We start from the raw sequence: 20,981 nt of genomic DNA on the forward strand, positions 1-20,981 counted from the left end.
GATATGCCCCGTTTTTCGAGCAAGCGCCGTGTCAATCACAGCGCATCCGAGATGTTCGATCTGGTCGCCGACGTCGAGCGCTACCCGGAATTCGTGCCGCTGTGCAGCGCGCTGAAGGTGCGGCAGCGGATGGCCAAGCCCGACGGCACCGAGGTGCTGGTTGCCGACATGACGGTGTCGTTCAAGCTGATCAAGGAAACCTTCACCAGCCGGGTGACGCTCGACCGCGCCAATCTGAAGATCCTGGTCGAATATCTGCAAGGTCCGTTCAGCAATCTGGAAAACCGCTGGACGTTCGAGCCTAAAGGCGAGGGCGTCTGCGACGTCGGTTTCTTCCTGTCTTACGAATTCAAGAGCCGCATGCTGGCGATGCTGATGGGCTCGATGTTCGACGCCGCCTTCGCGCGGTTCTCCGCCGCGTTCGAGAAACGGGCGGACGCGATCTACGGGCGGCCGAAGCTGGCCTCGACGTAGGTAACTCTCATGTCCCGGACGCGCTGCAACGCCCTTAGCGTTGCTGCGCAGAGCCGGGACCCACAGCGACAGACTCCTCACTCGATAGATGGGCCCCGGCTCTGCAGCGCACCGCTGAAGGAGCGCTGCGCTGCGTCCGGGGCACGAGATCTTTCTCAATCCACTGACGGTGATCCTGGGGTGTCGCTTCGCTCACCCGGGCTAGGCGACTGCGTTCCGCCTCCGCCGTCGCGGGGATCATTTCGCATCGCGGCGCGTTCTCAACCGACTGTCCGGGTTGGAGCCGCCATGACCATCAATTTCGACACGCTGCAAGCTTCGCTTGTCCTGTATGGCCTGAACGCGATCTACGCGGTCCTGCTGCTCGCGGTCGGCTGGTATCTGTCCGGCGCGATGCAACGCTTCGTCACGCGCGTCCTCAGCGTCACGCATCGCGTCGACCCGCTGGTGACGCTGTTCGTGGGCAGCCTTGCGCGTTATGGCGTGCTCGCGGTCGTCGGCATCGCCGTGCTGCAGCTGTTCGGCATCCAGACGGCGAGTCTCGTTGCCGTGCTGGGTGCGACCTCGCTCGCCATTGGTCTTGCCTTGCAGGGCACGCTGTCCAATCTCGCCGCCGGCGTGATGCTGCTCTTGTTCCGGCCATTTCACATCGGCGACGATGTCGAGGTCGCCGGCAAGGCGGGCAAGGTGAGGTCGCTGTCGCTATTCATGACCGAGCTGGTCGCGCCCGACAACACGCAGATCCTGTTGCCGAATGGACAGGTCTGGGGCGCGGCCATCATCAACCACAGCGCCTATCCTGGCACGGGCGAGATCAAGGTGACGTTTCCGGTACCCGCCGGCGCCGCTCCGGCGCTGGCCGATCGCATCCTGAAGGAGCTTCGCAAGGATTCCCGCATCGACGATCAGGCGCAACCCGCCGTCTCCGTCAGCAAGGTCCTCGATGTCGCCAATCCCGCCGCGCCGATCCTGGAATTGACGGTTAGCGCCAAGGCGAAACCGTCTGAAGCTGGCGCGGTCAAGCAGTGCGTGCTCGATCATGCGAGCGCGCTGCTTGCCACGGCCGCCTGAGACGATTTATCCCCGCGGCGGACGCGGCGGCCTGCGTTTCACCACATGCCGGCGCGGCGAGCGGGTCACACGCGGGCGCAGGCGGCTTGCGGCGGCACGCTGCGGCTTGGCCGCGACTTGCGGGCCGCGGGCCAGATCCATCAGCATGCGCAAAGCCTCGACAACAGAACGGGCGCGCACCGCGCTGCGGCCGATGGCGCCGAAGCGGTGCTCGCGGTGGATGATGCGGCCGTCGCGCGCGGCGGCGGCGAAGTGCACGAGACCGACCGGCTTGCCGGGCGTGGCGCCGCCCGGGCCGGCGATGCCGGTAATGGCGACGGCGAGATCGACATCGGCGCGCTCAAGCGCACCGATTGCCATTGCGGTGGCGGTCTCCTTGCTCACGGCACCGAAATTGGCCAGCGTGCTCGCCTCGACGCCAAGCATCGCGCGCTTGGCCTCGTTGGAATAGGTGACGAAGCCGCGGTCAATGACGTCGGACGAGCCGGGAATGTCGGTCAGTGCGCCCGCAACCAGGCCGCCGGTGCAGGATTCAGCGGTCGCGATCGTCAGCTTGCGCATCCGGCACAGATCGAGCAGCGAGCGGGAGAGGGCGCGTGCGTCGCTGCCGCCCATGGCCTAGACGCCCCAGGGAAGGCGGATGGTGGCGCTCGCGGTCGCCGCGATGCCTTCCTCGCGGCCGGTGAAGCCGAGCCGCTCGCTGGTGGTCGCCTTCACTGCGATGCGCGAGATGTCGACGCCGGAGATCTCGGCGATGCGCGCGCGCATGGTGTCGCGCAACGGGCCGATCTTCGGCCGCTCGCAGATCAGCGTCACCTCGAGGTTGGCGACGCGGCCGCCGCGCGCTGCGACGCGCTCGATGGCATATTTCAGGAACTGGTCGGAGGAGGCGCCCTTCCACTTTGCATCGCTCGGCGGGAAGTGCGAGCCGATGTCGCCGTCGGCGAGAGCGCCGAGAATGGCGTCGACCAGCGCATGCAGGCCGACATCGCCGTCGGAATGAGCCAGGAAACCTTTGGTGTGCGGCACGCGCACGCCGCAGATCATGACATGGTCGCCTTCGCCGAAGGCGTGCACGTCGTAGCCGGTGCCGGTCCTGATGTCGCCGAGCTGGGCGGCCAGGCGCGCTTCCTCGCGCACGAAATCCTCGGGAGTTGTGAGCTTCATGTTGGCAACATCGCCTTCAAAGGTTGCAACCGTCAATCCCGCCCATTCGGCAATCGCGGCATCGTCGGTGAAATCCGAGCGTCCATCCCTTGCCGCGCGACGATGCGCCTCGAGGATGACGTCGAAACGAAAGGATTGCGGCGTCTGTGCGATCCGCAAGGAAGCGCGGTCCGGCGTGGCCTCGACGTTGCCGCTTTCGCCGGTGACCTTGATGGTGTCGGTGACGGCGACGGTGGGGATCGCAGCGCCGGCGCGGCTCGCCGCCTCGATCGCGCGCGAGATCACGCCTTCCGAGACGAAGGGGCGCGCGGCGTCGTGGATCAGCACGATGTCCGGATTGTGCTTGGCCAGCGCTTCGAGGCCGGCGAGCACCGAAGCCTGCCGCGTCGCGCCGCCATTGGTCGGTGGCTCGTGCCTGAGCCCTGCGACCGCTGCGGTGAACATGGCGCTGTCGTCGGGGTTCACCACCGGCTGCACCGCGAACACCTCAGCGTGACGGCTGAAGGCTTCCATGGCGCGGCGGATCACGGGCACGCCACCGATCTCGCGATATTGCTTCGGCCCACCGGCGCCGGCACGCAGTCCACGCCCGGCTGCGACGAGGACGACCGCGGTGCGCTGTGATTTCGCCATAGGACTCAAATACTCAGTTGCCAATAAGAGCAGGGGTGATTTGCCGGCATGCCTCTAGCACGGCAGGCCCGCAAAAAAAGGGGGTTTCCCCGGATTGTGGGAAACAGCATTTTGCTGCACTGCACTTGAAAGATCTACAGAACTGTCTAAACTGTAGGCATGACGCTTGACTGCACAAGAATTGTGCGCAAGATAGATCATGGCAGGCGCGATGAGGCCCTGCCCAGTCAACGGGACCCCTGTGACCGGCTCGGCAGTATCAGGCTCTAAGCCGTTGAAAATAGGCGATATTGAAGTCGCCACCCCGGTCTTCCTGGCGCCGATGTCGGGTGTGACTGACTCGCCCGTCCGCCGGCTGGCCGCCGAGCTTGGGGCTGGTCTCGTCGTGTCCGAAATGACCGCGAGCGATGAGCTCGTCAATGGACACCGGATGTCCCGGTTGCGCTGCGAAGCCACCGGCATCGGCCCGCATGTGGTCCAACTCGCCGGCTGCGAGACGCATTGGATGGCCGAAGGCGCCCGGATCGCCGAAGCGGAAGGCGCCGATATCATCGACATCAACATGGGCTGTCCCGCCCGCCACGTCACCGGCGGCCAGTCCGGCTCGGCCTTGATGCGCGACCTCGACCATGCCGTCAGCCTGATCGAAGCGACGATCGCGGCGGTGAAGGTGCCGGTGACGCTGAAGATGCGCCTCGGCTGGGACGACCGCAGCCGCAACGCGCCCGAGCTGGCGCGGCGCGCGGAGGCCGCCGGGGTCAAGCTCGTCACCGTGCACGGCCGCACCCGCTGCCAGTTCTACAAGGGGGAGGCCGATTGGGATGCGATCCGCGCCGTGCGCGAGGCCATCTCGATTCCGCTCGTCGTCAACGGCGACATCACCTCCTACGAGAAGGCGCTGGCGGCATTGGACGCCTCGGGCGCCGACGCCGTGATGATCGGCCGCGGCGCGCAGGGCCAGCCCTGGCTGCCGGGCCAGATCGGCCGCCGCCTGCAGGGCGGAGCCGAGGAAGCCGTACCCTCGCTCCAGACGCAGCTGCATTATGTCCGCACACTCTATGACGGCGTTTGTGCGCTCTATGGCCTGCGCATCGGGCTGAGGCACGCCCGCAAGCATCTGGGTTGGGCGCTCGACGTCGCAGCGCAGGCGAGCCGTGCGCCGGCCGAGAAGCTGAAATCCTGGCGGCAGAAGATCCTGGTCTCGGAGGATCCGCGCCTCGTTCACGTTTCACTGCAAGACGCCTTCGACGACTTCGCATGGAGCGCTGCTGCATGAGTTCAGCCGCTGAACATCGTCGGCCGCTTCAGTCCGACAGCGACGCAATCCTGGATGCCTTGCCCAACCCCGTGCTCATGATCGGGCCCGACGGCAAGATCGTCGCCGCCAACATCGCCACCGAAGCCTTCTTCGAGATCTCGACGCAATTCCTGAAGCGGCAGTCGCTGAAGGAGCTGGTGCCGTTTGGAAGCCCTCTGTTGGCGCTGATCGACCAGGTGCGTTCCTCGAACGCGCCGGTCAACGAATACAAGGTCGATCTCGGCACGCCACGCATGGGCGGCGACCGCCAGGTCGACCTGCACGTGGCTCCACTCACCGAGCGGCCCGGCCATATCGTCGTGATGCTGCAGGAGCGCACCATCGCGGACAAGATGGATCGGCAGCTCACCCATCGCAGCGCCGCGCGCTCGGTGATAGCGCTAGCAGCAATGCTCGCTCATGAAATCAAGAATCCGCTTTCGGGCATTCGCGGCGCAGCGCAGCTGCTCGAGCAGCAGGCCTCGTCCGAGGACCGCATGCTGACGCGGCTGATCTGCGACGAGGCCGATCGCATCGTGACGCTGGTCGACCGCATGGAGGTGTTCGGCGACGAGCGCCCCGTGGTGCGCGGTCCCGTCAACATCCATTCGGTGCTCGACCACGTGAAGCGGCTGGCGCAGTCGGGCTTTGCCCGCAACATCCGTTTCATCGAGGACTACGACCCCTCGCTGCCGCCGGTCCTGGCGAACCAGGACCAGCTGATCCAGGTGTTCCTCAATCTCGTGAAGAACGCTGCCGAAGCGCTGATCGACGTGCCCGACGCCGAGATCCAGCTCACAACCGCGTTCCGCCCCGGCGTGCGCCTGTCAGTCCCCGGTCAAAAATCCCGGGTATCCCTTCCGCTCGAATTCTGCGTGAAGGACAACGGACCCGGCGTGCCCGACGATCTTCTGCCCAACCTGTTCGACCCCTTCGTGACCACCAAGCAGACCGGCTCGGGTCTCGGCCTTGCGCTGGTCGCCAAGATCGTCGGCGATCACGGGGGCATCATCGAATGCGAATCTCAGCCGCGCAAGACCACCTTCCGCGTGCTGATGCCGATGTATTCCACATCGGTCAAACACGCCGATCAAAGCAGTCGCGACGGCTCTGCCGGGAAGTCGTCGCCTGCGTCACAGGGGGCAAAATGAGGATCAACAATGCCCGCAGGTAGCATTCTCGTAGCCGATGACGATACCGCCATCCGCACCGTTCTCAATCAGGCACTGTCCCGCGCCGGTTACGAAGTGCGGCTGACCGGCAATGCCGCAACGCTATGGCGCTGGGTCAGCCAGGGCGAGGGCGATCTCGTCATCACCGACGTGGTGATGCCCGACGAAAACGCGTTCGACCTGTTGCCGCGGATCAAGAAGATGCGGCCGAACCTGCCCGTCATCGTCATGAGCGCGCAGAACACCTTCATGACGGCGATCCGTGCGTCCGAGCGGGGGGCCTACGAATATCTGCCGAAGCCGTTCGACCTCAAGGAGCTGATCGCGATCGTCGGCCGCGCGCTCGCCGAGCCGAAGGAGCGGACCTCGACGCCGGATGAGGACGCCGAGATGGAGGCGATCCCGCTGGTCGGCCGCTCGCCGGCGATGCAGGAAATCTATCGCGTGCTGGCGCGCCTGATGCAGACCGACCTCACCGTGATGATCACGGGCGAGTCCGGAACCGGCAAGGAGCTGGTGGCGCGCGCGCTGCACGATTACGGCAAGCGCCGCAACGGCCCCTTCGTCGCGGTCAACATGGCGGCGATCCCGCGCGACCTCATCGAGTCCGAATTGTTCGGCCACGAGCGCGGTGCCTTCACCGGCGCCAACACCCGCGCCTCCGGCCGGTTCGAGCAGGCCGAAGGCGGCACGCTGTTCCTGGATGAGATCGGCGACATGCCGATGGAGGCGCAGACCCGCCTGCTGCGTGTGTTGCAGCAGGGCGAATACACCACGGTTGGCGGCCGCACCCCGATCAAGACCGACGTGCGCATCGTTGCGGCCTCCAACAAGGACCTGCGCGTGCTCATTCAGCAGGGCCTGTTCCGCGAAGACCTGTTCTTCCGCCTCAACGTCGTTCCGCTGCGGCTGCCGCCGTTGCGCGAGCGCATCGAGGACCTGCCGGATCTCGTGCGGCACTTCTTCACACTGGCCGAGAAGGACGGCTTGCCGCCGAAGAAGCTCGACACGCTGGCGCTGGAGCGGCTGAAGCAGCACCGCTGGCCCGGCAACGTGCGCGAGCTCGAGAACCTCGCCCGGCGCCTCGCCGCGCTCTATCCCCAGGACGTGATCACGTCCTCCGTCATCGACGGCGAGCTCGCGCCCCCCTCGGTCAGCCCGGGGGCTGCGGTCCAGCAGGGCGTCGACAATCTCGGCGGCGCCGTGGAGGCGTATCTGTCCTCGCACTTCCAGGGCTTCCCGAACGGCGTGCCGCCGCCCGGCCTCTATCACCGCATCCTCAAGGAGATCGAGGTGCCGCTGCTCACGGCCGCGCTCGCCGCCACCCGTGGCAACCAGATCCGCGCCGCGGACCTGCTCGGCCTCAACCGCAACACGCTGCGGAAGAAGATCCGGGATCTCGACATCCAGGTGTATCGGAGCGGGGGCTAGTCTCTCGACGCGGCCGGTGGCTCAGCTCCCCCTACCAAGGCAGAGCTGAGCCTGTCCGGATCGCGCTGGCCGTTGTGGCTGACGCGGTGAGCACAAGTCCTGACGGGACTCTAATGTTCCGCCCGCACATTCAAATTGGTCGTCGGCCGCAGCGCGGCCATTGCGCCTATCTGACCAGTCCGCCGGATGCTGGCACCACGCTCGCGACATTCAGCGGCGGCTGCTGAAGGCCGAGGCCGTTGACCAGGAGGTCGGCGGCCACGATCAGCAGCAGAACGGCCGAAACCATCGTCGCGAGAAAGATCCTATCCATGCGGATTAAGCCGGGACGGCGGGAATCCGTTCCGCCCAGGCGGCATGTGCCTGTGGATTGCGCGGGTCCGCCAGGGCGAACACGCCGCGGAATTGTCGCAATTCGGCAACAATGTGGTACGAATACATCAGTATCCGCCCGTCCGCGGACCCGTTTTCAGCATCATTGCCGGAATGACCAGCGCAGATACCTCGGCCGCACACTTTGACACGGCCACAGCGGAAGAGCCCCGGCGTTGGTCGGTGCGACGCTGGCTGGCACCCTTTGCCGTCGCGCTGGCGCTGTTGTCGGCCTTCCTGACCTTCCTGGTCCTGACGGGTCTGAGCACGATCGAGCCGACGCCCGCGGTGGTCCGCACATTCTATCTGATCAATGCCGCCACGATCCTGCTGCTGGTCGGGATCATCATCCGGGAACTCTGGCAGCTGATCCTGGCGCGGCGGCGGGGCAGGGCGGCGGCGCGTCTCCACGTCCAGATCGTCAGCCTGTTCTCGATCGTGGCGGTGCTGCCGGCGGTGCTGGTCGCCGTCGTTGCCAACGTCACCATCGAGCGCGGCCTCGACCGGTTGTTCTCCGGGCCGACCAAGGAGGTGATCCAGAACTCGCTGACGATCGCGCGGGCCTATATGCAGGACCATGCCCAGCTGATCCGCGGCGACATTCTCGGCATGGCCAACGACATCGCCCATGCCCGGCCGCTCTACGACCAGGACCGCCGCTCGTTCCGCGAGATGCTAACGGCGAGCGCCGCGTCGCGCAACCTGCCGGGCGCGATGATCATCGACAAGAACACCAACATCCTGGAATCCGCCGACACCGGCATGCGGCTCGCTTATTCGCCGCCCGCGCCGGATTTTCTCAGCAACGTCAACGAGAACGAGCCCGAGATCGCGGTCCTTCCCGATGCGAGCTTCGTTGCCGCGGTGATCCGCCTGCGCGCCTTCAACGACACCTTCCTCTATGTCGCCAGGCCGCTTGATCCGAATGTCGTCAATCAGCTCAAGCAGACCGAGGTCAGCGTCGCCGAATACGCCCAGATCGAATCGCGCAGGCTCGGTATCCAGGTCGCTTTCGCGCTGATGTTCGCGGTGATCGCGCTGACCATCCTCATGGCTTCGGTGCTGATCGGTCTCAACTTCGCCAACTCGCTGGTCTCGCCGATCCGGCGACTGATGAACGCGGCACATACAGTTTCGACCGGCGACCTGCACGTCCAGGTGCCCGTGCACCAGTCGGAGGGCGATCTCGCCCAGCTGGGCGAGACCTTCAACAAGATGACGCAGGAATTGCGCAGCCAGCGCGACGAGCTGGTCAATGCCAGCGACCTCATCGACAGCCGCCGCCGCTTCATCGAGGCGGTGCTGTCGTCCGCGAGCGCGGGCATCATCGGCGTCGACGCGTCCGGCAGCGTCGGCATCCTCAACCGCTCCGCAGAGAAACTGATCGGGCACTCCGAAGCCGAGACGCTCGGCCATCCGCTCTCCGACGTGCTGCCCGAACTCGACGAGATGATGAAGACGGCGCGGGAAGGGACCCAGCGCCTGGTGCAGGGCCAGATCACGATCACCCGTGACGGCACCGAGCGCAACCTGTCGGTCCGCGTCAGCGCCGAGAAGAACCAGCCGCATGACAGCTACATCATCACGCTCGACGACATCACCGAGCTGGTCTCGGCGCAGCGTACCTCGGCCTGGGGCGACGTGGCGCGCCGCATCGCGCATGAGATCAAGAACCCGCTGACGCCGATCCAGCTCTCGGCCGAGCGCATCCGCCGCAAGTTCGGCAAGGACATCACCGAGACCAAGGACAAGCAGATCTTCGACCAATGCACCGACACCATCGTCCGCCAGGTCGACGACATCAGGCGCATGGTCGACGAGTTCTCGCGCTTTGCGCGGATGCCCAAGCCCGTGATGGAAGGCGAGGACGTCGCCGACACGGTGCGCCAGGCCGTGTTCCTGATGAAGGTCGCCCATCCCGAAATCGACATCGAGGCCGAGTTCAAGCAGGATCCGCTGCGCGCCCAGTTCGACCGGCGCCTGATCTCGCAGGCTGTCACCAACATCGTCAAGAACGCCACCGAGGCGATCGAGCAGGTCCCGCCCGAGGAGCTCGGCAAGGGGCGTATCGACGTCGTGGTGTCGCGCGAGGGCGACGACGTGCTGATCGACGTCATCGACAACGGCATCGGCCTGCCCAAGGTCGCGCGCTCGCGTCTGCTCGAGCCCTACGTTACCACGCGTGCCAAGGGCACCGGGCTGGGGCTTGCGATCGTCGGGCGCGTGCTGGAAGACCATGGCGGGCGGATCGAGCTGAAGGACGCCTCGGACTTCCGTGCCGGCCAGCGCGGCGCCTGGATGCGCATGCGCTTTGCCGTGTCGGGGCAACCCGCGAAGTCCGCGAGAACGGAGCAAGTGCCGGCGGTCAACGGCGCGACCGGGACAACCTCCAAGCCCGACATCACGCAAACGGCGACGGAATCCATCGAGACCCAGGCAACAAAAGAGCCGGCCGCCGGAACCAAAGAGCCGGCTGAAAAGACCAATGATTCAACCAAAATCGAAGCCTCAACAGGCAGCTGACAAGACAGGCGCGATCCATGGCAAGTGAAATTCTGATTGTCGATGACGAGGCCGATATTCGCGATCTCGTTGCGGGCATTCTCGAAGACGAAGGGTTCGTCACCAGGACCGCACGTGACAGCGACACGGCGCTCGCCGAGATTGCCAATCGTCGGCCGCATCTGGTGTTTCTCGACATCTGGCTGCAAGGCTCCAAGCTCGACGGCCTGCAGCTCCTGGAGCAGGTCAAGAAGGACAATGCCGATCTGCCCGTCGTGATGATCTCCGGCCACGGCAACATCGAGACCGCAGTCGCCGCGATCAAGCGCGGCGCCTATGACTTCATCGAGAAGCCGTTCAAGGCCGACCGCCTCATCCTGGTCGCGACCAGAGCGCTGGAGAACTCGCGGCTCAAGCGCGAGGTCAAGGAGCTGAAGCAGCTCGCCCCGAGCGCCAGCCAGCTCGTCGGCCGCTCGCCCAGCATGAACCAGCTGCGCCAGACCATCGAGCGGGCGGCCAAGGCCAACAGCCGTATCCTGATCGTCGGCCCCGCCGGCGCCGGCAAGGAGCTGACCGCGCGCACGCTGCATACCGCTTCGGGCCGCGCCGACGGTCCGTTCGTCGTCATCAACGCCGCCGCGATCACGCCCGAGCGAATGGAGCATGAGCTGTTCGGCGTCGAGCAGTCCAACGGCGAGCAGCCGCGCAAGCCCGGCGCGCTCGAAGAGGCGCATGGCGGCACGCTGTTCATCGACGAGATCGCGGACATGCCGCGCGAGACCCAGAACAAGATCCTGCGCGTGCTGGTGGAGCAGTCGTTCCAGCGCGTCGGCGGCACCGCCAAGGTGCAGGTCGACGTGCGCATCATCTCATCGACCGCACGCAATCTCGAAGAGGAGATCGCGGCCGGCCGTTTCCGCGAGGACCTCTACCACCGGCTCTCGGTGGTGCCGATCCGCGTGCCCGCACTGTCGGAGCGGCGCGAGGACATTCCGGAACTGATCGACTATTTCATGGAGCAGATCTCGGCCGGCAGCGGCCTGCCCAAGCGCCAGATCGGTCAGGACGCGATGGCGGTGCTGCAATCGCATGTCTGGCCCGGCAATGTGCGCCAGCTCCGCAACAACGTCGAAAGAGTCATGATTCTGGCCGCCGGAGGGCCGGAGGTCATCATCACGGCCGACATGCTGCCGCAGGATGTCGGCTCGATGGTGCCGGCGATGCCGACCAGCAACAATGGCGAGCACATCATGGGCCTGCCGCTGCGCGAAGCCCGCGAGGTGTTCGAGCGCGACTATTTGATTGCACAGATCAGCCGTTTCTCAGGAAATATTTCTCGAACGGCCGAGTTCGTTGGCATGGAACGCTCGGCCTTGCACCGGAAGTTGAAAGCACTCGGCGTCGGCTAATGCTGCGACGCTGCGGCGGCATCTCGGGAATAGGCAAAGAAAATCATCGATTTCCGTAGTTTTTCGGGGCAATAGGGCCACGCCTGCCGCTTGAAGCGGCTTGCCTAATATCCCGACCTGTCCTCTAATCCACCCGCTGTTCCTTCCGAGGGGGATCTCATGAAGGACGGCAACCGGAGGAGGCCCCGAACTCCACAAAGAGGGCCGCATCCGGCGCAATAAAAAGAAACTCAAAGCGAGAAAAAAACAATGGCGGCAGACCGCGCACAAAACCTACAGGACACCTTCCTTAATCACGTTCGCAAAACCAAGACGCCACTGACGATCTTTCTGGTCAACGGAGTGAAGCTCCAGGGCATCGTGACCTGGTTCGACAATTTCTGTTTGCTGCTTCGGCGCGACGGTCATTCGCAGCTGGTCTACAAGCATGCGATCTCGACCATCATGCCGGGCGCTCCGATTCAGTTGTTCGAAGGCGGCGAGGACCAGCCGGCTTGAGAGTGACCTGATTGGAACCCCGAAATTTCGACGGGGATGCCGACCGTCCGCGGTCGGCAGGGGCTACGCAGACGGGGCGGGTGCTTGTCATCGGCCCCTACTTGCGCGTGCGCGCGGGCAGCGCCGACGTGCAATCGGTGACTCATGCTCTGCGAGATACCGAGGCCCGGCTCGATGAAGCCGCGGGCCTCGCGCGGGCGATCGATCTCGTCATTGCCGACGCCATCGTCGCGCCGGTCAGCCAGATCCGCCCCGCGACCTATATCGGCAAGGGCAAGGTCGAGGAGATCGCCGGGCTGATCAAGACCCTCGAGGTCGAGCTCGTGGTGATGGATTGCGCATTGTCGCCGATCCAGCAGCGCAATCTCGAAAAGGAATGGCACGCCAAGGTGCTCGACCGCACCGGGCTCATTCTCGAAATCTTCGGCCGCCGCGCCAAGACCCGGGAAGGCTCGTTGCAGGTCGAGCTTGCGCATCTCAACTACCAGCGTTCGCGCCTGGTGCGCTCCTGGACCCATCTCGAACGCCAGCGCGGCGGTTTCGGCTTCATGGGCGGCCCCGGCGAGACGCAGATCGAGGCCGACCGCCGCCTGATCCAGGAGCGCATCTCCAAACTCGAGAGCGAGCTTAAAAAGGTGCAGGCGACGCGGCGCCTGCACCGCGCCGGCCGTCAACGCGTGCCGTATCGTGTTGTCGCGCTGGTCGGCTACACCAATGCCGGCAAGTCGACGCTGTTCAATCGCCTGACCCGCGCCGACGTGCAGGCGGCCGACATGCTGTTCGCAACGCTCGATCCGACCTTGCGGGCGCTCAACCTGCCGCATGGCGGCAAGGCGATGCTCTCGGACACCGTCGGCTTCATCTCCAACCTGCCGACGCAGCTCGTCGCCGCCTTCCGCGCCACGCTGGAGGAGGTGCTGGAGGCCGACGTCATCCTGCATGTCCGCGACATCTCGCATGAGGACGCCGAGGCGCAGCAAAGCGACGTCGACGCGGTGCTGCGCCAGCTCGGCATCAACCCGGACGATTCCGGCCGCATCATCGAGGTCTGGAACAAGATCGACCGTTTCGACCCTGAGCAACGCGAAGAGCTGCTCAACATCGCGGCGCGCAGGCCGGAGGATCATCCGGCGATGCTGGTCTCAGCCGTGTCGGGCGAGGGCGTCGATGCTCTGCTCGCCGCGATCGAGCAGCGGCTCGCGGCGAAACGGACAACGCTCGATCTCTCCATCGACGCCGCCGACGGCGCCGGCATCAGCTGGCTGCACCGCAATGCCGAGGTGCTGTCGAAGGAGCTGCACGACGGCCGCTTCGACATGACCGTGCGGGTGGACGAGACCAAGCGGGATATCGTGGTGAACAGGTTCGACGCGGTGCCGCATCTGCCGGCGTAACCGAGCCTCACTTCGTAGCCCGGATGGAGCGTTAGCGAAATCCGGGATGTCACAGCGCAAAGCGATCCGGATTACGCTTCGCACCATCCGGGCTACGAGCTTCGCGCTTGTGACACCGGCTTCTCATCGCCCTTCGCCGCATTCCACAGCGCGTCCATCTCCGCCAGCGACGCCTGCTCCAGCGTCCGGCCCTGCGCCTCTAGTGCCCGCTCGATATAGGCAAAGCGCCGCTCGAATTTTGCATTCGTCGCGCGGAGCGCAGCCTCCGGATCAGCATCGACATGGCGGGCGAGGTTGACGAGGGCGAACATCAGGTCGCCGGTCTCTTCCGCAATCTCCTGCTTGTCGTTGCGGTCCAATGCTGCCTCGATCTCGTCGACCTCCTCGCGTATCTTGTGCAGGACCGCGCGCGGGTCGTTCCAGTCGAAGCCGACGGTGGACGCCTTGCGCTGCAGCTCCATCGCACGCGTCAGCGCGGGCTGGCCGGCCTTCACGCCCGAGAGCAGCGACTTGTGCGTCGGCGCCCCTTCCGGCGGCCGGCGCGCGGCGCGCTCGGCCTTTTCCTCGGCCTTGATGCGGTCCCAGACTTCCTTGACATGGGAGGAGGCGAGTTTGCCGTCCTTGTCGGCGAAGACGTGGGGATGGCGGCGGATCATCTTGCGGGTGATGGCCAGGACCACGTCACCAAAATTGAACGCGTTCTGCTCGGAAGCCATCTGGGCGTGGAACACCACCTGGAGCAGGAGATCGCCAAGCTCCTCTCTGAGATCGTCGAGATCGCCGCGGGTGATGGCGTCGACTACCTCATAGGCTTCCTCGATCGTGTACGGCGCGATCGTCGAAAAATCCTGCTCGAGGTCCCAGGGGCAGCCGGTCACCGGCGTGCGCAGCGCCGCCATGATCTCGATCAGGCGGGAAATGTCGCGGGAAGGGGTCATTGCCGGGCAGTCTCCTGGGATCCAGAGCCTTATGCCAAAAGCGGGCCCCCGATCCCAGCGCAAGGCGGCGGAACTGGCCGATTTCCACCGATTGGCGGGCAAGTCGCGCGATGCTAAAGCGCGGGCCATGAGTGATGCATTTTCCTCACAAACCGCGCTGGTGCTGTTCTCCGGCGGCCAGGATTCCACCACCTGCCTCGCCTGGGCGCTGAGCCGCTTCGCGCGCGTGGAGACGCTGGGGTTCGACTACGGCCAGCGCCACGCCATCGAGCTTGCCTGCCGCGACCGCCTGCTCGACGGCATCAAGGCCCTGCGCGCCGATTGGGCTGCAAGGCTCGGCGAGAGCCACACGCTGTCGATCCCGACGCTGGCGGCGGTGTCCGAGACGGCGCTGACCCGCGACGTCGCGATCGCGATGGGCGCGGACGGCCTGCCGAACACCTTCGTGCCGGGCCGCAACCTCGTGTTCCTGACCTTCGCCGCGGCGCTGGCCTACCGGCGCGGCATCAGCCACATCGTCGGCGGCATGTGCGAGACCGATTATTCCGGCTATCCCGATTGCCGTGACGAGACCGTCCGCGCCATGCAGGCCGCGCTCTCGCTCGGCATGGCCAAGCAGTTCGAGCTGCACACGCCCTTGATGTGGATCGACAAGGCCGCGACCTGGAAGCTCGCCCATGACCTCGGCGGCGCCGGGCTGGTCGATCTCATCCGCGAGCAGTCGCACACCTGCTATCTCGGCGAACGCGGCGCGCCGCACGAGTGGGGCTATGGCTGCGGCGAGTGCCCGGCCTGCAGTTTGCGGGCGAAGGGGTGGAACGAGTACGTGGCGGGACGGTAGGCTCGCTCTGTCGTCATTGCGAGGAGTCCTTGCGACGAAGCAATCCAGACTGCCACCGCGGAGGGATTCTGGATTGCTTCGCTGCGCTCGCAATGACGACGGAGCGATCAGCTAGCCAAAATCCTCTGGCCTGAGCTCGATAGGCTTGCCGTGTGGCGTGCGATCCGCCGCGTGGTCCCACGCATTCCGATAGCGGTGCAGCGTTTCCATGGACGCGACGCCCTTGCGGGCGACGAGGCCCTCCAGCGTAGCGAGCCAGTGCAGATAGTAGGTCTCGCCGGTATCAGGATCGCCCGCGGCCTGGGCGCGCTTGATTTCGTCGGCGAGTGCGGCGGCCCATTCCGGCCAGGTGAATACGCCGCGCTCGTGCAGGCTCAAGGCCATCGCGAAGGCATGCGCCTCCCAGGGCGCTCGGAACACCGGGCCGTCGTCGTCGCACGGAATGCTCGGGATCGCCGCCGTCGCGGCGGCCGCCAGCGCGCTGCTCATCACGCCGGTTCCAGATAGGACTCGAACGCGTCGATCGAGACCTTCAGCGTGGGATCGCCGTCCTCGCCCCAGAGATCGCGGCCCTCAAACACCACGGTATAGAGCCATTGCGGGTTCTCGCCGCGCTCCATCGCCGCCGTATCCGGAAAGACGTGGCAGCCGTGGTTCAGCTCGACCACGCCGATATGGCCGCGCACATAGCGCGGCAGTCGCGTGTGCGTGGCAGGGTGAATATTCCTGGCGCGGACGCGATCGCCGATGTTGAATTTCGCCGGAGCCGGGGCAGGGCGGCCGAACTTGCCGCGCACCATCACGCGCTCGACATTGGCGCGGTCGAACTTGCCGTGCTTGAGCGCCTTTGCCGGCTGCATCGCATGGCCGGCGGCGACCTCCTCACGGGTGAGATAGCCCTTGTCGATCAGCATCTCCTCGAGCCCGAGAAACCATTTCTTGTAATAGGAGCTCGACAGGTAAACATGCGGCGGCAAGGTCTCGCGATAGAAGCGCGAAGTGTCGATGTTGAAGGCGCCGGCTGCGCCCATCGCGCGCACCATGGCCAGCACGCGCGACTCCCATTCCTCGTGAAACATCGGCTCGTTCGGCTCGGGCTCGACCTTGCCGAACCCGTCCATGCCGCCCATGTCGTGCACGCCGTTCACGACGGTGCTCCCGGCGTCCTGGGGAAACCGGTGCCGATCATGGAATCGCGCGTCACGAGCTCGGCGAGCTGCTCCTCGCTCCAGCCTTCCGTGCCCGCGGGGCGCATCGGCAGCACCAGGAAGCGCGTCTCGGCCGTGGAATCCCACACCCGGATCTCGATGTCCTTGGGCAGCGCGACCCCGAAATCGGCGAGCACGCCGCGCGGATCCTTTACCGCGCGCGAGCGGTAGGGCGCGGCCTTGTACCAGACCGGCGGCAGCCCGAGCATTTCCCAGGGGTAACAAGAGCACAGTGTGCACACGACCATGTTGTGCCGCTCGGGCGTGTTCTCGACCACGACGAGATGATCGCCGACGCGGCTGACATGGCCGAGCGTGCCGATGGCCTTGGAGCCGTCCTGCAGCAGCGCCGTCTTGAACGCCGGATCGGTCCAGGCCTTTGCAACGACGCGCGCGCCATTGTGCGGGCCGATCTTGGTCTCATAGGCCTGGATGATGGCATCGAGCGCGGCCGGCTCGACATAGCCTTTTTCGGTCAGGATCGTCTCGAGCGCGCGCACGCGCAGCTCGGTCTCGGACAGCTCGGAATGATCGTGATCGTGGTGATGATGGTCGTGATCTTGGCTCATGCCGCGGAAGATAGGCGCAATGGCTAGGGGCTGTCGAGGGCTCGTTGCAGCGCAGTCCTGGCACGTATGCGTGAGGGCACTTGTACGCTAGCATCCCGCAAACAGCGTGGAGATGATGGTGACCGATTACGTGAAGATCGAGAAGGGTCTCGGACCGGAGGGCCGGATCGCGGTCGTGCGCTTCGACCGTGGCGACGGCATCAACGCGCTCTCGCCGGAGGCGCTGCGCCAACTCACGGCGGCCGCGCGCAGCTTCGAGGACGATGCAGCGACCTCGGTCGTCGTGCTGACCGGCAGCTCGGGCGCCTTCAGCGCCGGCTTCGATCTCAAGGACGCCGAGGGACGCTCGCGCAAGGAGATGGACCTCGGCGCGCTGCGGCGGCACCTCAAGCTCGGGCCGCGCCTCACCCAAGCCTGGCAGGACATGGAGCAGATCACGATCGCCGCGATCGAAGGCTTTTGCGTCGGCGGCGGCGTCGCCCTCGCGGTGGCGCTCGATTTCCGGGTGATGGGGCGCGATGCGCATCTGCGCGTGCCCGAGATCGGGCTCGGCATGAATATGAGCTGGCAGGGCATCCCGCGCATGCTGCATCTGATCGGGCCGGCCCGCACCAAGCAGGCAGTGATCCTGGCCGACCAGCGCATCAGCGCGGACGAGGCCTATGAATGGGGGCTCGTCGAGCAGGTGGCGGATCCCGGCCATGCCTTCGATGCCGCCATGGAGCTTGCCCGCAAGGTTGCCGCGCAACCGCCGCTGTCCGTCGCCATGACCAAGCTGACCGTCAACCGGCTCGCGCATGCGCTGGACGATCTTGCAAGCCACATGGATGTCGATCAGTTCGCGCTCGCCAGCCTCAGCGAAGACCACAAGGAAGGCGTGGAGGCGTTCCTGACGCGCCGCAAGCCGCGGTTCCGGGGTCGGTGATCACAGCGCCGATATTCGGCGGATAAATCTTCCTCGTCAGGAGACGATCGGGAAAATTTCGTCCACGTCCTTCCAAATATCTGAGATTGCAAGGAAGACCAGAAAGAGCGAAGGTGCGTGCTGCGGTGCAGCGCGCTCGATTGAGCCCTCGTCGCCATTTTCACCACGTCGCAGAGACGCGACCGGTTCCCATGTGCCCTGGGCATGCGGGTGACCGAGCTATCGTGCATGAAGGCCGTCTCCATGAATGCCCACCAATCGCTCGCGATCGGACGACCGATCGAAACGCTCGAAGCGATTTCACCCGCGCCCGCCGAGCCGGACGCGATGGTCCGTTTCGCCGGCATCTCCAAGACCTATCCGGCCTATCGCGGCAAGCCCGGCGTCAACGCGCTGCAAGACATCGACTTCGCCATTCCGCGCGGCTCCATCACCGGCGTGATCGGCCGCTCTGGCGCCGGCAAGTCGAGCCTGGTCCGGCTGATCAACGGCCTGGAGAAACCGACCACGGGCCGTGTGATCGTCGACGGCCGCGATATCTCGGCGCTGACCGGCCGCGAGCTTCGATTGGCGCAGCGCTCGATCGGCATGATCTTCCAGCACTTCAATCTGCTGTCCTCGCGAACCGCCGCCGACAACATCGCGCTGCCGCTCGAGATCGCCGGCTGGACCAAGACCGACATCAAGGCCCGCGTCGCCGAGCTGCTCGCGCTGGTCGGCATCGCCGACAAGCACGACCGCTATCCTTCCGAACTGTCCGGCGGCCAGAAGCAGCGCGTCGGCATCGCCCGCGCGCTGGCGACGCGGCCAAGCGTGCTGCTGTCGGACGAGGCGACCTCGGCACTCGATCCGCAGACCACGCGCGCGATCCTCGATCTGCTTGCGAACATCAACCGCGAGCTCGGCGTGACCATCGTGCTGATTACCCACGAGATGTCCGTGGTGCGCCAGCTCGCCAAGGAGGTGGTGGTGCTGGACGCCGGCCGCGTGGTCGAGAGTGGCCATGTCGCCGATATCTTCACGCAGCCAAGACATCCGATCACGCAGTCCTTCCTGGCGGAGGTGATCGGCGACAGCCTGCCGGTGTCGCTGGCGAGCCGGATCGTTTCGGAGCGGCCTGCCGGCGGGCAGGCCGTGATCCGGATCCAGGTGCGCGGGGCAGGGGCCGGCGACACCGTGGTGGCGCGGCTCGCGCGTGAGCTAGCGCTCGACGTGTCGCTGCTGTCGGCGCGCATCGACGAGATCGGCGGCCAGCACGTGGGCTCGCTGACGCTCGGCATTCCCGTCGGCGAGGACGCGGTGACGCGGACGCTCGCCTGGCTCTCTCAATATCAACTCTCGGCGGAGCGTCTCGGCTATGTCGCCTGAACTCATCAACCTGATCGTCCAGGCTACCTTCGAAAGCCTGTACATGGTCGGCATCGCGGCGCTGCTCGGCACCGCCTTCGGCCTGCCGCTCGGCGTGTTCCTGGCCACCAGCCGCAAAGGCGAGCTGTTCGCGGCGCCCATCGTCAATCGCGTGCTCGGCATCGTCGTCAATGCGACACGCTCGACGCCCTTCATCATCCTCGTCGTCGCCATCATCCCGTTCACGCGCCTCGTTGCCGGCACCTCGATCGGCTCGACGGCCGCTATCGTGCCGCTAACGATCGCTTCGACGCCGTTCATCGCGCGGCTCGTCGAGGCTGCGATCCGCGAGGTCGACGGCGGCCTGATCGAGACCGCGTCCTCGTTCGGCGCTTCACCGCTCCAGATCGTGCTCAAGGTCCTGATCCCGGAGGCGCTGCCGGGACTGCTGCTGGCGCTGACGCTCGCGGTGGTCAGCCTACTCGGTTATTCCGCCATGGTCGGCGCAGTCGGCGGCGGCGGCCTTGGCGATCTCGGCATCCGCTACGGCTACCAGCGCTTCATGCCGGAGATGATGCTGGCCGTCGTGGTCGTGCTGATCGCACTGGTGCAGATCGTCCAGAGCGCCGGCGATTACCTGGCGCGCCGGGTCAATCGCCGGTTGCGGCATCGCTGAATCCGATCAGGCGGCACACCTCGCGCGACGCAGCGTCTGCGAGGGCAGCTCGCCGAAGTGGCGCTTGTAGTCGAGCGAGAACTGGCTGAAGTGCCAGAAGCCGTGCTGCACCGCGACGTCGTAGACCGAGGTCTCGTTGCCGCCGGCGCCCTTGAGATCGCGCCGCACACGGTTCAGCCGCATCGCGCGCCAATAGTGCATCGGGCTCGTGCCCAAAACCTCCTGGAAGCAATAGCCGAGCTTGCGCGGGCTGGCGCCGACGGCCTTGCAGACCTCCAGCAGCGAGAGCGAGCGATCGCCCCTGCCATGCATCAGCTCGCGGGCACGATCCACGGTTCGCTTCCGAGCCGCCGCGCTGCGGCCGGGATCGCTCGGGCGTGCGGTCGGCAGCATGTCCATGATCTCGACGAGGAGGGCGTCTTCCAGGGCCAGCCGCGCCGCCGGATCGTTGAACGTTGCCGGAGCGGTCGTGATCGTCGCTTGAATGGCGGCCAGATGCGCCCGCAGCCGCGCGACCGGCGCTTCCGCCATTTCGATCATCTGCAGCCGGTGCCAGGCGGTGCGCGGCAGCTCGATGTCGAGCCGGGCGGCGAGCTCTGCGATCAACACCGTGCTGGCAACGACGCCGCGCAGCTCGAAGGCTTTCGGCGTACACATGTCGATCTCGGCGTCGATGCTGGCGAGGACGCGGGCGCCGCTGGCACCGGTCCCGTTGAGGCTGAGCTCGCTGTCGCCGTGCCATGGCAGGCCGATGCCAAAACTGTCGGCGCCAAGCTGGCCATATTGACGGACCTGCTGGCTGGTGATCTCGCGGAACACCTCCAGCCGGGGCAAGGAGAGTTGCGTGAAGCTGCCCCGGAACGCGCCGGCGCTGATCTGGTCGTAGCTCAGCCGCCAGCGGCCGAGGCTTGCGCAATGCTCATCGACATCCGTGCTGTTCGCCTGGAGCAGGCTGGCAGCCGAGTCCTGAATCGGAAGAGTTGCCCTTAAGGCCATGGCAATACGTCGAAATCCTTGAGCCCAGCACTGAGCAGGAACCGCGCCAGACTGGCACGGC

Annotated in this window: 21 protein-coding genes; 13 read left to right on the forward strand and 8 right to left on the reverse strand. The window is 65.8% G+C overall.

Annotated elements, in window-relative coordinates:
* The first annotated feature begins 3 nt into the window (after window positions 1-3).
* Both ACM43_RS19645 and ACM43_RS19650 read left to right on the forward strand, forming a co-directional pair.
* The gene (locus ACM43_RS19645; RefSeq protein WP_157284379.1) at window positions 4-474 is read left to right on the forward strand and encodes a type II toxin-antitoxin system RatA family toxin; all 471 of its coding nucleotides are present in this window, start codon (window positions 4-6) and stop codon (window positions 472-474) included.
* 288 nt (window positions 475-762) lie between these two features.
* Window positions 763-1,545 (forward strand): mechanosensitive ion channel family protein, encoded by a 783-nt coding sequence (locus tag ACM43_RS19650; protein ID WP_157284381.1) that lies wholly within the window; start codon window positions 763-765, stop codon window positions 1,543-1,545.
* A gap of 6 nt (window positions 1,546-1,551) precedes the next feature.
* Here the strand turns inward: ACM43_RS19650 and ACM43_RS19655 are convergent, their stop codons facing one another.
* A complete protein-coding gene (locus ACM43_RS19655; RefSeq protein WP_271542188.1) occupies window positions 1,552-2,160 on the reverse strand; it encodes a CinA family protein in 609 nt (202 codons plus the stop codon).
* A gap of 3 nt (window positions 2,161-2,163) precedes the next feature.
* Window positions 2,164-3,345: a bifunctional 2-C-methyl-D-erythritol 4-phosphate cytidylyltransferase/2-C-methyl-D-erythritol 2,4-cyclodiphosphate synthase gene (locus ACM43_RS19660; protein ID WP_271542189.1), complete on the reverse strand. Its 1,182-nt coding sequence runs from the start codon at window positions 3,343-3,345 to the stop codon at window positions 2,164-2,166.
* Between the two features lie 274 nt (window positions 3,346-3,619).
* Between ACM43_RS19660 and dusB the strand changes: the two genes are divergently transcribed.
* From dusB to ntrC, 3 genes are read left to right on the forward strand one after another with little or no spacing between them, the layout of a single operon-like run.
* A complete protein-coding gene (gene dusB / locus ACM43_RS19665) occupies window positions 3,620-4,621 on the forward strand; it encodes a tRNA dihydrouridine synthase DusB (RefSeq protein WP_271542190.1) in 1,002 nt (333 codons plus the stop codon).
* Window positions 4,618-5,793, forward strand: coding sequence for a two-component system sensor histidine kinase NtrB (locus ACM43_RS19670; protein WP_128261689.1), 1,176 nt, complete (start codon window positions 4,618-4,620; stop codon window positions 5,791-5,793). The genes dusB and ACM43_RS19670 overlap by 4 nt, the downstream gene beginning before the upstream one ends.
* Before the next feature lie 9 nt (window positions 5,794-5,802).
* Window positions 5,803-7,245 carry a nitrogen regulation protein NR(I) gene (gene ntrC / locus ACM43_RS19675; protein ID WP_128261688.1) on the forward strand — a complete coding sequence of 481 codons (1,443 nt, stop codon included), beginning with the start codon at window positions 5,803-5,805 and terminating at the stop codon, window positions 7,243-7,245.
* Between the two features lie 166 nt (window positions 7,246-7,411).
* On the opposite strand, the gene ACM43_RS19680 is transcribed toward ntrC, so the two are convergent.
* Window positions 7,412-7,558, reverse strand: coding sequence for a hypothetical protein (locus ACM43_RS19680; RefSeq protein ID WP_167361662.1), 147 nt, complete (start codon window positions 7,556-7,558; stop codon window positions 7,412-7,414).
* Window positions 7,559-7,731: 173 nt separating this feature from the next.
* Here ACM43_RS19680 and ACM43_RS19685 point away from each other — a divergent pair, with 173 nt between their 5' ends.
* From ACM43_RS19685 to hflX, 4 genes are all read left to right on the forward strand, one after another.
* Window positions 7,732-10,140 (forward strand): sensor histidine kinase, encoded by a 2,409-nt coding sequence (locus ACM43_RS19685; RefSeq protein WP_271542191.1) that lies wholly within the window; start codon window positions 7,732-7,734, stop codon window positions 10,138-10,140.
* A 17-nt stretch (window positions 10,141-10,157) separates the two neighbouring features.
* A complete protein-coding gene (ntrX, locus tag ACM43_RS19690; RefSeq protein WP_036039494.1) occupies window positions 10,158-11,528 on the forward strand; it encodes a nitrogen assimilation response regulator NtrX in 1,371 nt (456 codons plus the stop codon).
* Between the two features lie 249 nt (window positions 11,529-11,777).
* On the forward strand, window positions 11,778-12,026 hold the full coding sequence (hfq, locus tag ACM43_RS19695) for an RNA chaperone Hfq (protein ID WP_007591126.1): 249 nt from the start codon (window positions 11,778-11,780) through the stop codon (window positions 12,024-12,026).
* A gap of 11 nt (window positions 12,027-12,037) precedes the next feature.
* Complete coding sequence (gene hflX / locus ACM43_RS19700) at window positions 12,038-13,420, forward strand: GTPase HflX (protein ID WP_198399778.1); 1,383 nt, start codon at window positions 12,038-12,040, stop codon at window positions 13,418-13,420.
* A 92-nt stretch (window positions 13,421-13,512) separates the two neighbouring features.
* On the opposite strand, the gene mazG is transcribed toward hflX, so the two are convergent.
* Complete coding sequence (mazG, locus tag ACM43_RS19705; RefSeq protein ID WP_271542192.1) at window positions 13,513-14,358, reverse strand: nucleoside triphosphate pyrophosphohydrolase; 846 nt, start codon at window positions 14,356-14,358, stop codon at window positions 13,513-13,515.
* Window positions 14,359-14,485: 127 nt separating this feature from the next.
* Here mazG and queC point away from each other — a divergent pair, with 127 nt between their 5' ends.
* Complete coding sequence (gene queC / locus ACM43_RS19710) at window positions 14,486-15,199, forward strand: 7-cyano-7-deazaguanine synthase QueC (RefSeq protein WP_271542193.1); 714 nt, start codon at window positions 14,486-14,488, stop codon at window positions 15,197-15,199.
* Between the two features lie 111 nt (window positions 15,200-15,310).
* Here the strand turns inward: queC and ACM43_RS19715 are convergent, their stop codons facing one another.
* The 3 genes from ACM43_RS19715 to nthA are packed head-to-tail and all read right to left on the reverse strand — an operon-like array spanning window position 15,311 to window position 16,976.
* On the reverse strand, window positions 15,311-15,688 hold the full coding sequence (locus tag ACM43_RS19715) for a nitrile hydratase accessory protein (protein WP_036028031.1): 378 nt from the start codon (window positions 15,686-15,688) through the stop codon (window positions 15,311-15,313).
* Window positions 15,688-16,347, reverse strand: coding sequence for a nitrile hydratase subunit beta (gene nthB / locus ACM43_RS19720; RefSeq protein ID WP_271542194.1), 660 nt, complete (start codon window positions 16,345-16,347; stop codon window positions 15,688-15,690). Before nthB ends, ACM43_RS19715 begins: the two co-directional genes overlap by 1 nt.
* Window positions 16,344-16,976 (reverse strand): nitrile hydratase subunit alpha, encoded by a 633-nt coding sequence (gene nthA / locus ACM43_RS19725; RefSeq protein WP_271542195.1) that lies wholly within the window; start codon window positions 16,974-16,976, stop codon window positions 16,344-16,346. The genes nthB and nthA overlap by 4 nt, the downstream gene beginning before the upstream one ends.
* Window positions 16,977-17,094: 118 nt before the next feature.
* On the opposite strand from nthA, the gene ACM43_RS19730 reads away from it, so the two are divergent.
* From ACM43_RS19730 to ACM43_RS19740, 3 genes are all read left to right on the forward strand, one after another.
* A complete protein-coding gene (locus ACM43_RS19730) occupies window positions 17,095-17,901 on the forward strand; it encodes an enoyl-CoA hydratase/isomerase family protein (protein WP_271542196.1) in 807 nt (268 codons plus the stop codon).
* Window positions 17,902-18,129: 228 nt separating this feature from the next.
* Complete coding sequence (locus ACM43_RS19735) at window positions 18,130-19,269, forward strand: methionine ABC transporter ATP-binding protein (protein ID WP_271542197.1); 1,140 nt, start codon at window positions 18,130-18,132, stop codon at window positions 19,267-19,269.
* Entirely contained in the window at window positions 19,259-19,924 is a 666-nt protein-coding gene (locus ACM43_RS19740; RefSeq protein ID WP_057029183.1) for a methionine ABC transporter permease, read from the forward strand. The genes ACM43_RS19735 and ACM43_RS19740 overlap by 11 nt, the downstream gene beginning before the upstream one ends.
* Before the next feature lie 6 nt (window positions 19,925-19,930).
* Here ACM43_RS19740 and ACM43_RS19745 read toward each other — a convergent pair whose 3' ends face one another.
* Window positions 19,931-20,920, reverse strand: coding sequence for a helix-turn-helix domain-containing protein (locus ACM43_RS19745; RefSeq protein ID WP_271542198.1), 990 nt, complete (start codon window positions 20,918-20,920; stop codon window positions 19,931-19,933).
* Window positions 20,921-20,981: the final 61 nt, after the last annotated feature.

This window comes from Bradyrhizobium sp. CCBAU 45321 (assembly GCF_028128975.1).
Classification (GTDB): domain Bacteria; phylum Pseudomonadota; class Alphaproteobacteria; order Rhizobiales; family Xanthobacteraceae; genus Bradyrhizobium; species Bradyrhizobium yuanmingense.

Excerpts from the sequence above, each read along its gene's own strand:
- ACM43_RS19645 (WP_157284379.1), top strand. The coding sequence starts at position 4 with ATGCCCCGTTTTTCGAGCAAGCGCCGTGTCAATCACAGCGCATCCGAG.
- ACM43_RS19650 (WP_157284381.1), top strand. The coding sequence starts at position 763 with ATGACCATCAATTTCGACACGCTGCAAGCTTCGCTTGTCCTGTATGGC.
- ACM43_RS19655 (WP_271542188.1), bottom strand. The coding sequence starts at position 2,160 with ATGGGCGGCAGCGACGCACGCGCCCTCTCCCGCTCGCTGCTCGATCTG.
- ACM43_RS19660 (WP_271542189.1), bottom strand. The coding sequence starts at position 3,345 with ATGGCGAAATCACAGCGCACCGCGGTCGTCCTCGTCGCAGCCGGGCGT.
- ACM43_RS19670 (WP_128261689.1), top strand. The coding sequence starts at position 4,618 with ATGAGTTCAGCCGCTGAACATCGTCGGCCGCTTCAGTCCGACAGCGAC.
- ntrC (WP_128261688.1), top strand. The coding sequence starts at position 5,803 with ATGCCCGCAGGTAGCATTCTCGTAGCCGATGACGATACCGCCATCCGC.
- ACM43_RS19680 (WP_167361662.1), bottom strand. The coding sequence starts at position 7,558 with ATGGATAGGATCTTTCTCGCGACGATGGTTTCGGCCGTTCTGCTGCTG.
- ACM43_RS19685 (WP_271542191.1), top strand. The coding sequence starts at position 7,732 with ATGACCAGCGCAGATACCTCGGCCGCACACTTTGACACGGCCACAGCG.
- ntrX (WP_036039494.1), top strand. The coding sequence starts at position 10,158 with ATGGCAAGTGAAATTCTGATTGTCGATGACGAGGCCGATATTCGCGAT.
- hfq (WP_007591126.1), top strand. The coding sequence starts at position 11,778 with ATGGCGGCAGACCGCGCACAAAACCTACAGGACACCTTCCTTAATCAC.
- mazG (WP_271542192.1), bottom strand. The coding sequence starts at position 14,358 with ATGACCCCTTCCCGCGACATTTCCCGCCTGATCGAGATCATGGCGGCG.
- queC (WP_271542193.1), top strand. The coding sequence starts at position 14,486 with ATGAGTGATGCATTTTCCTCACAAACCGCGCTGGTGCTGTTCTCCGGC.
- ACM43_RS19715 (WP_036028031.1), bottom strand. The coding sequence starts at position 15,688 with ATGAGCAGCGCGCTGGCGGCCGCCGCGACGGCGGCGATCCCGAGCATT.
- nthA (WP_271542195.1), bottom strand. The coding sequence starts at position 16,976 with ATGAGCCAAGATCACGACCATCATCACCACGATCACGATCATTCCGAG.
- ACM43_RS19735 (WP_271542197.1), top strand. The coding sequence starts at position 18,130 with ATGAAGGCCGTCTCCATGAATGCCCACCAATCGCTCGCGATCGGACGA.
- ACM43_RS19740 (WP_057029183.1), top strand. The coding sequence starts at position 19,259 with ATGTCGCCTGAACTCATCAACCTGATCGTCCAGGCTACCTTCGAAAGC.
- ACM43_RS19745 (WP_271542198.1), bottom strand. The coding sequence starts at position 20,920 with ATGGCCTTAAGGGCAACTCTTCCGATTCAGGACTCGGCTGCCAGCCTG.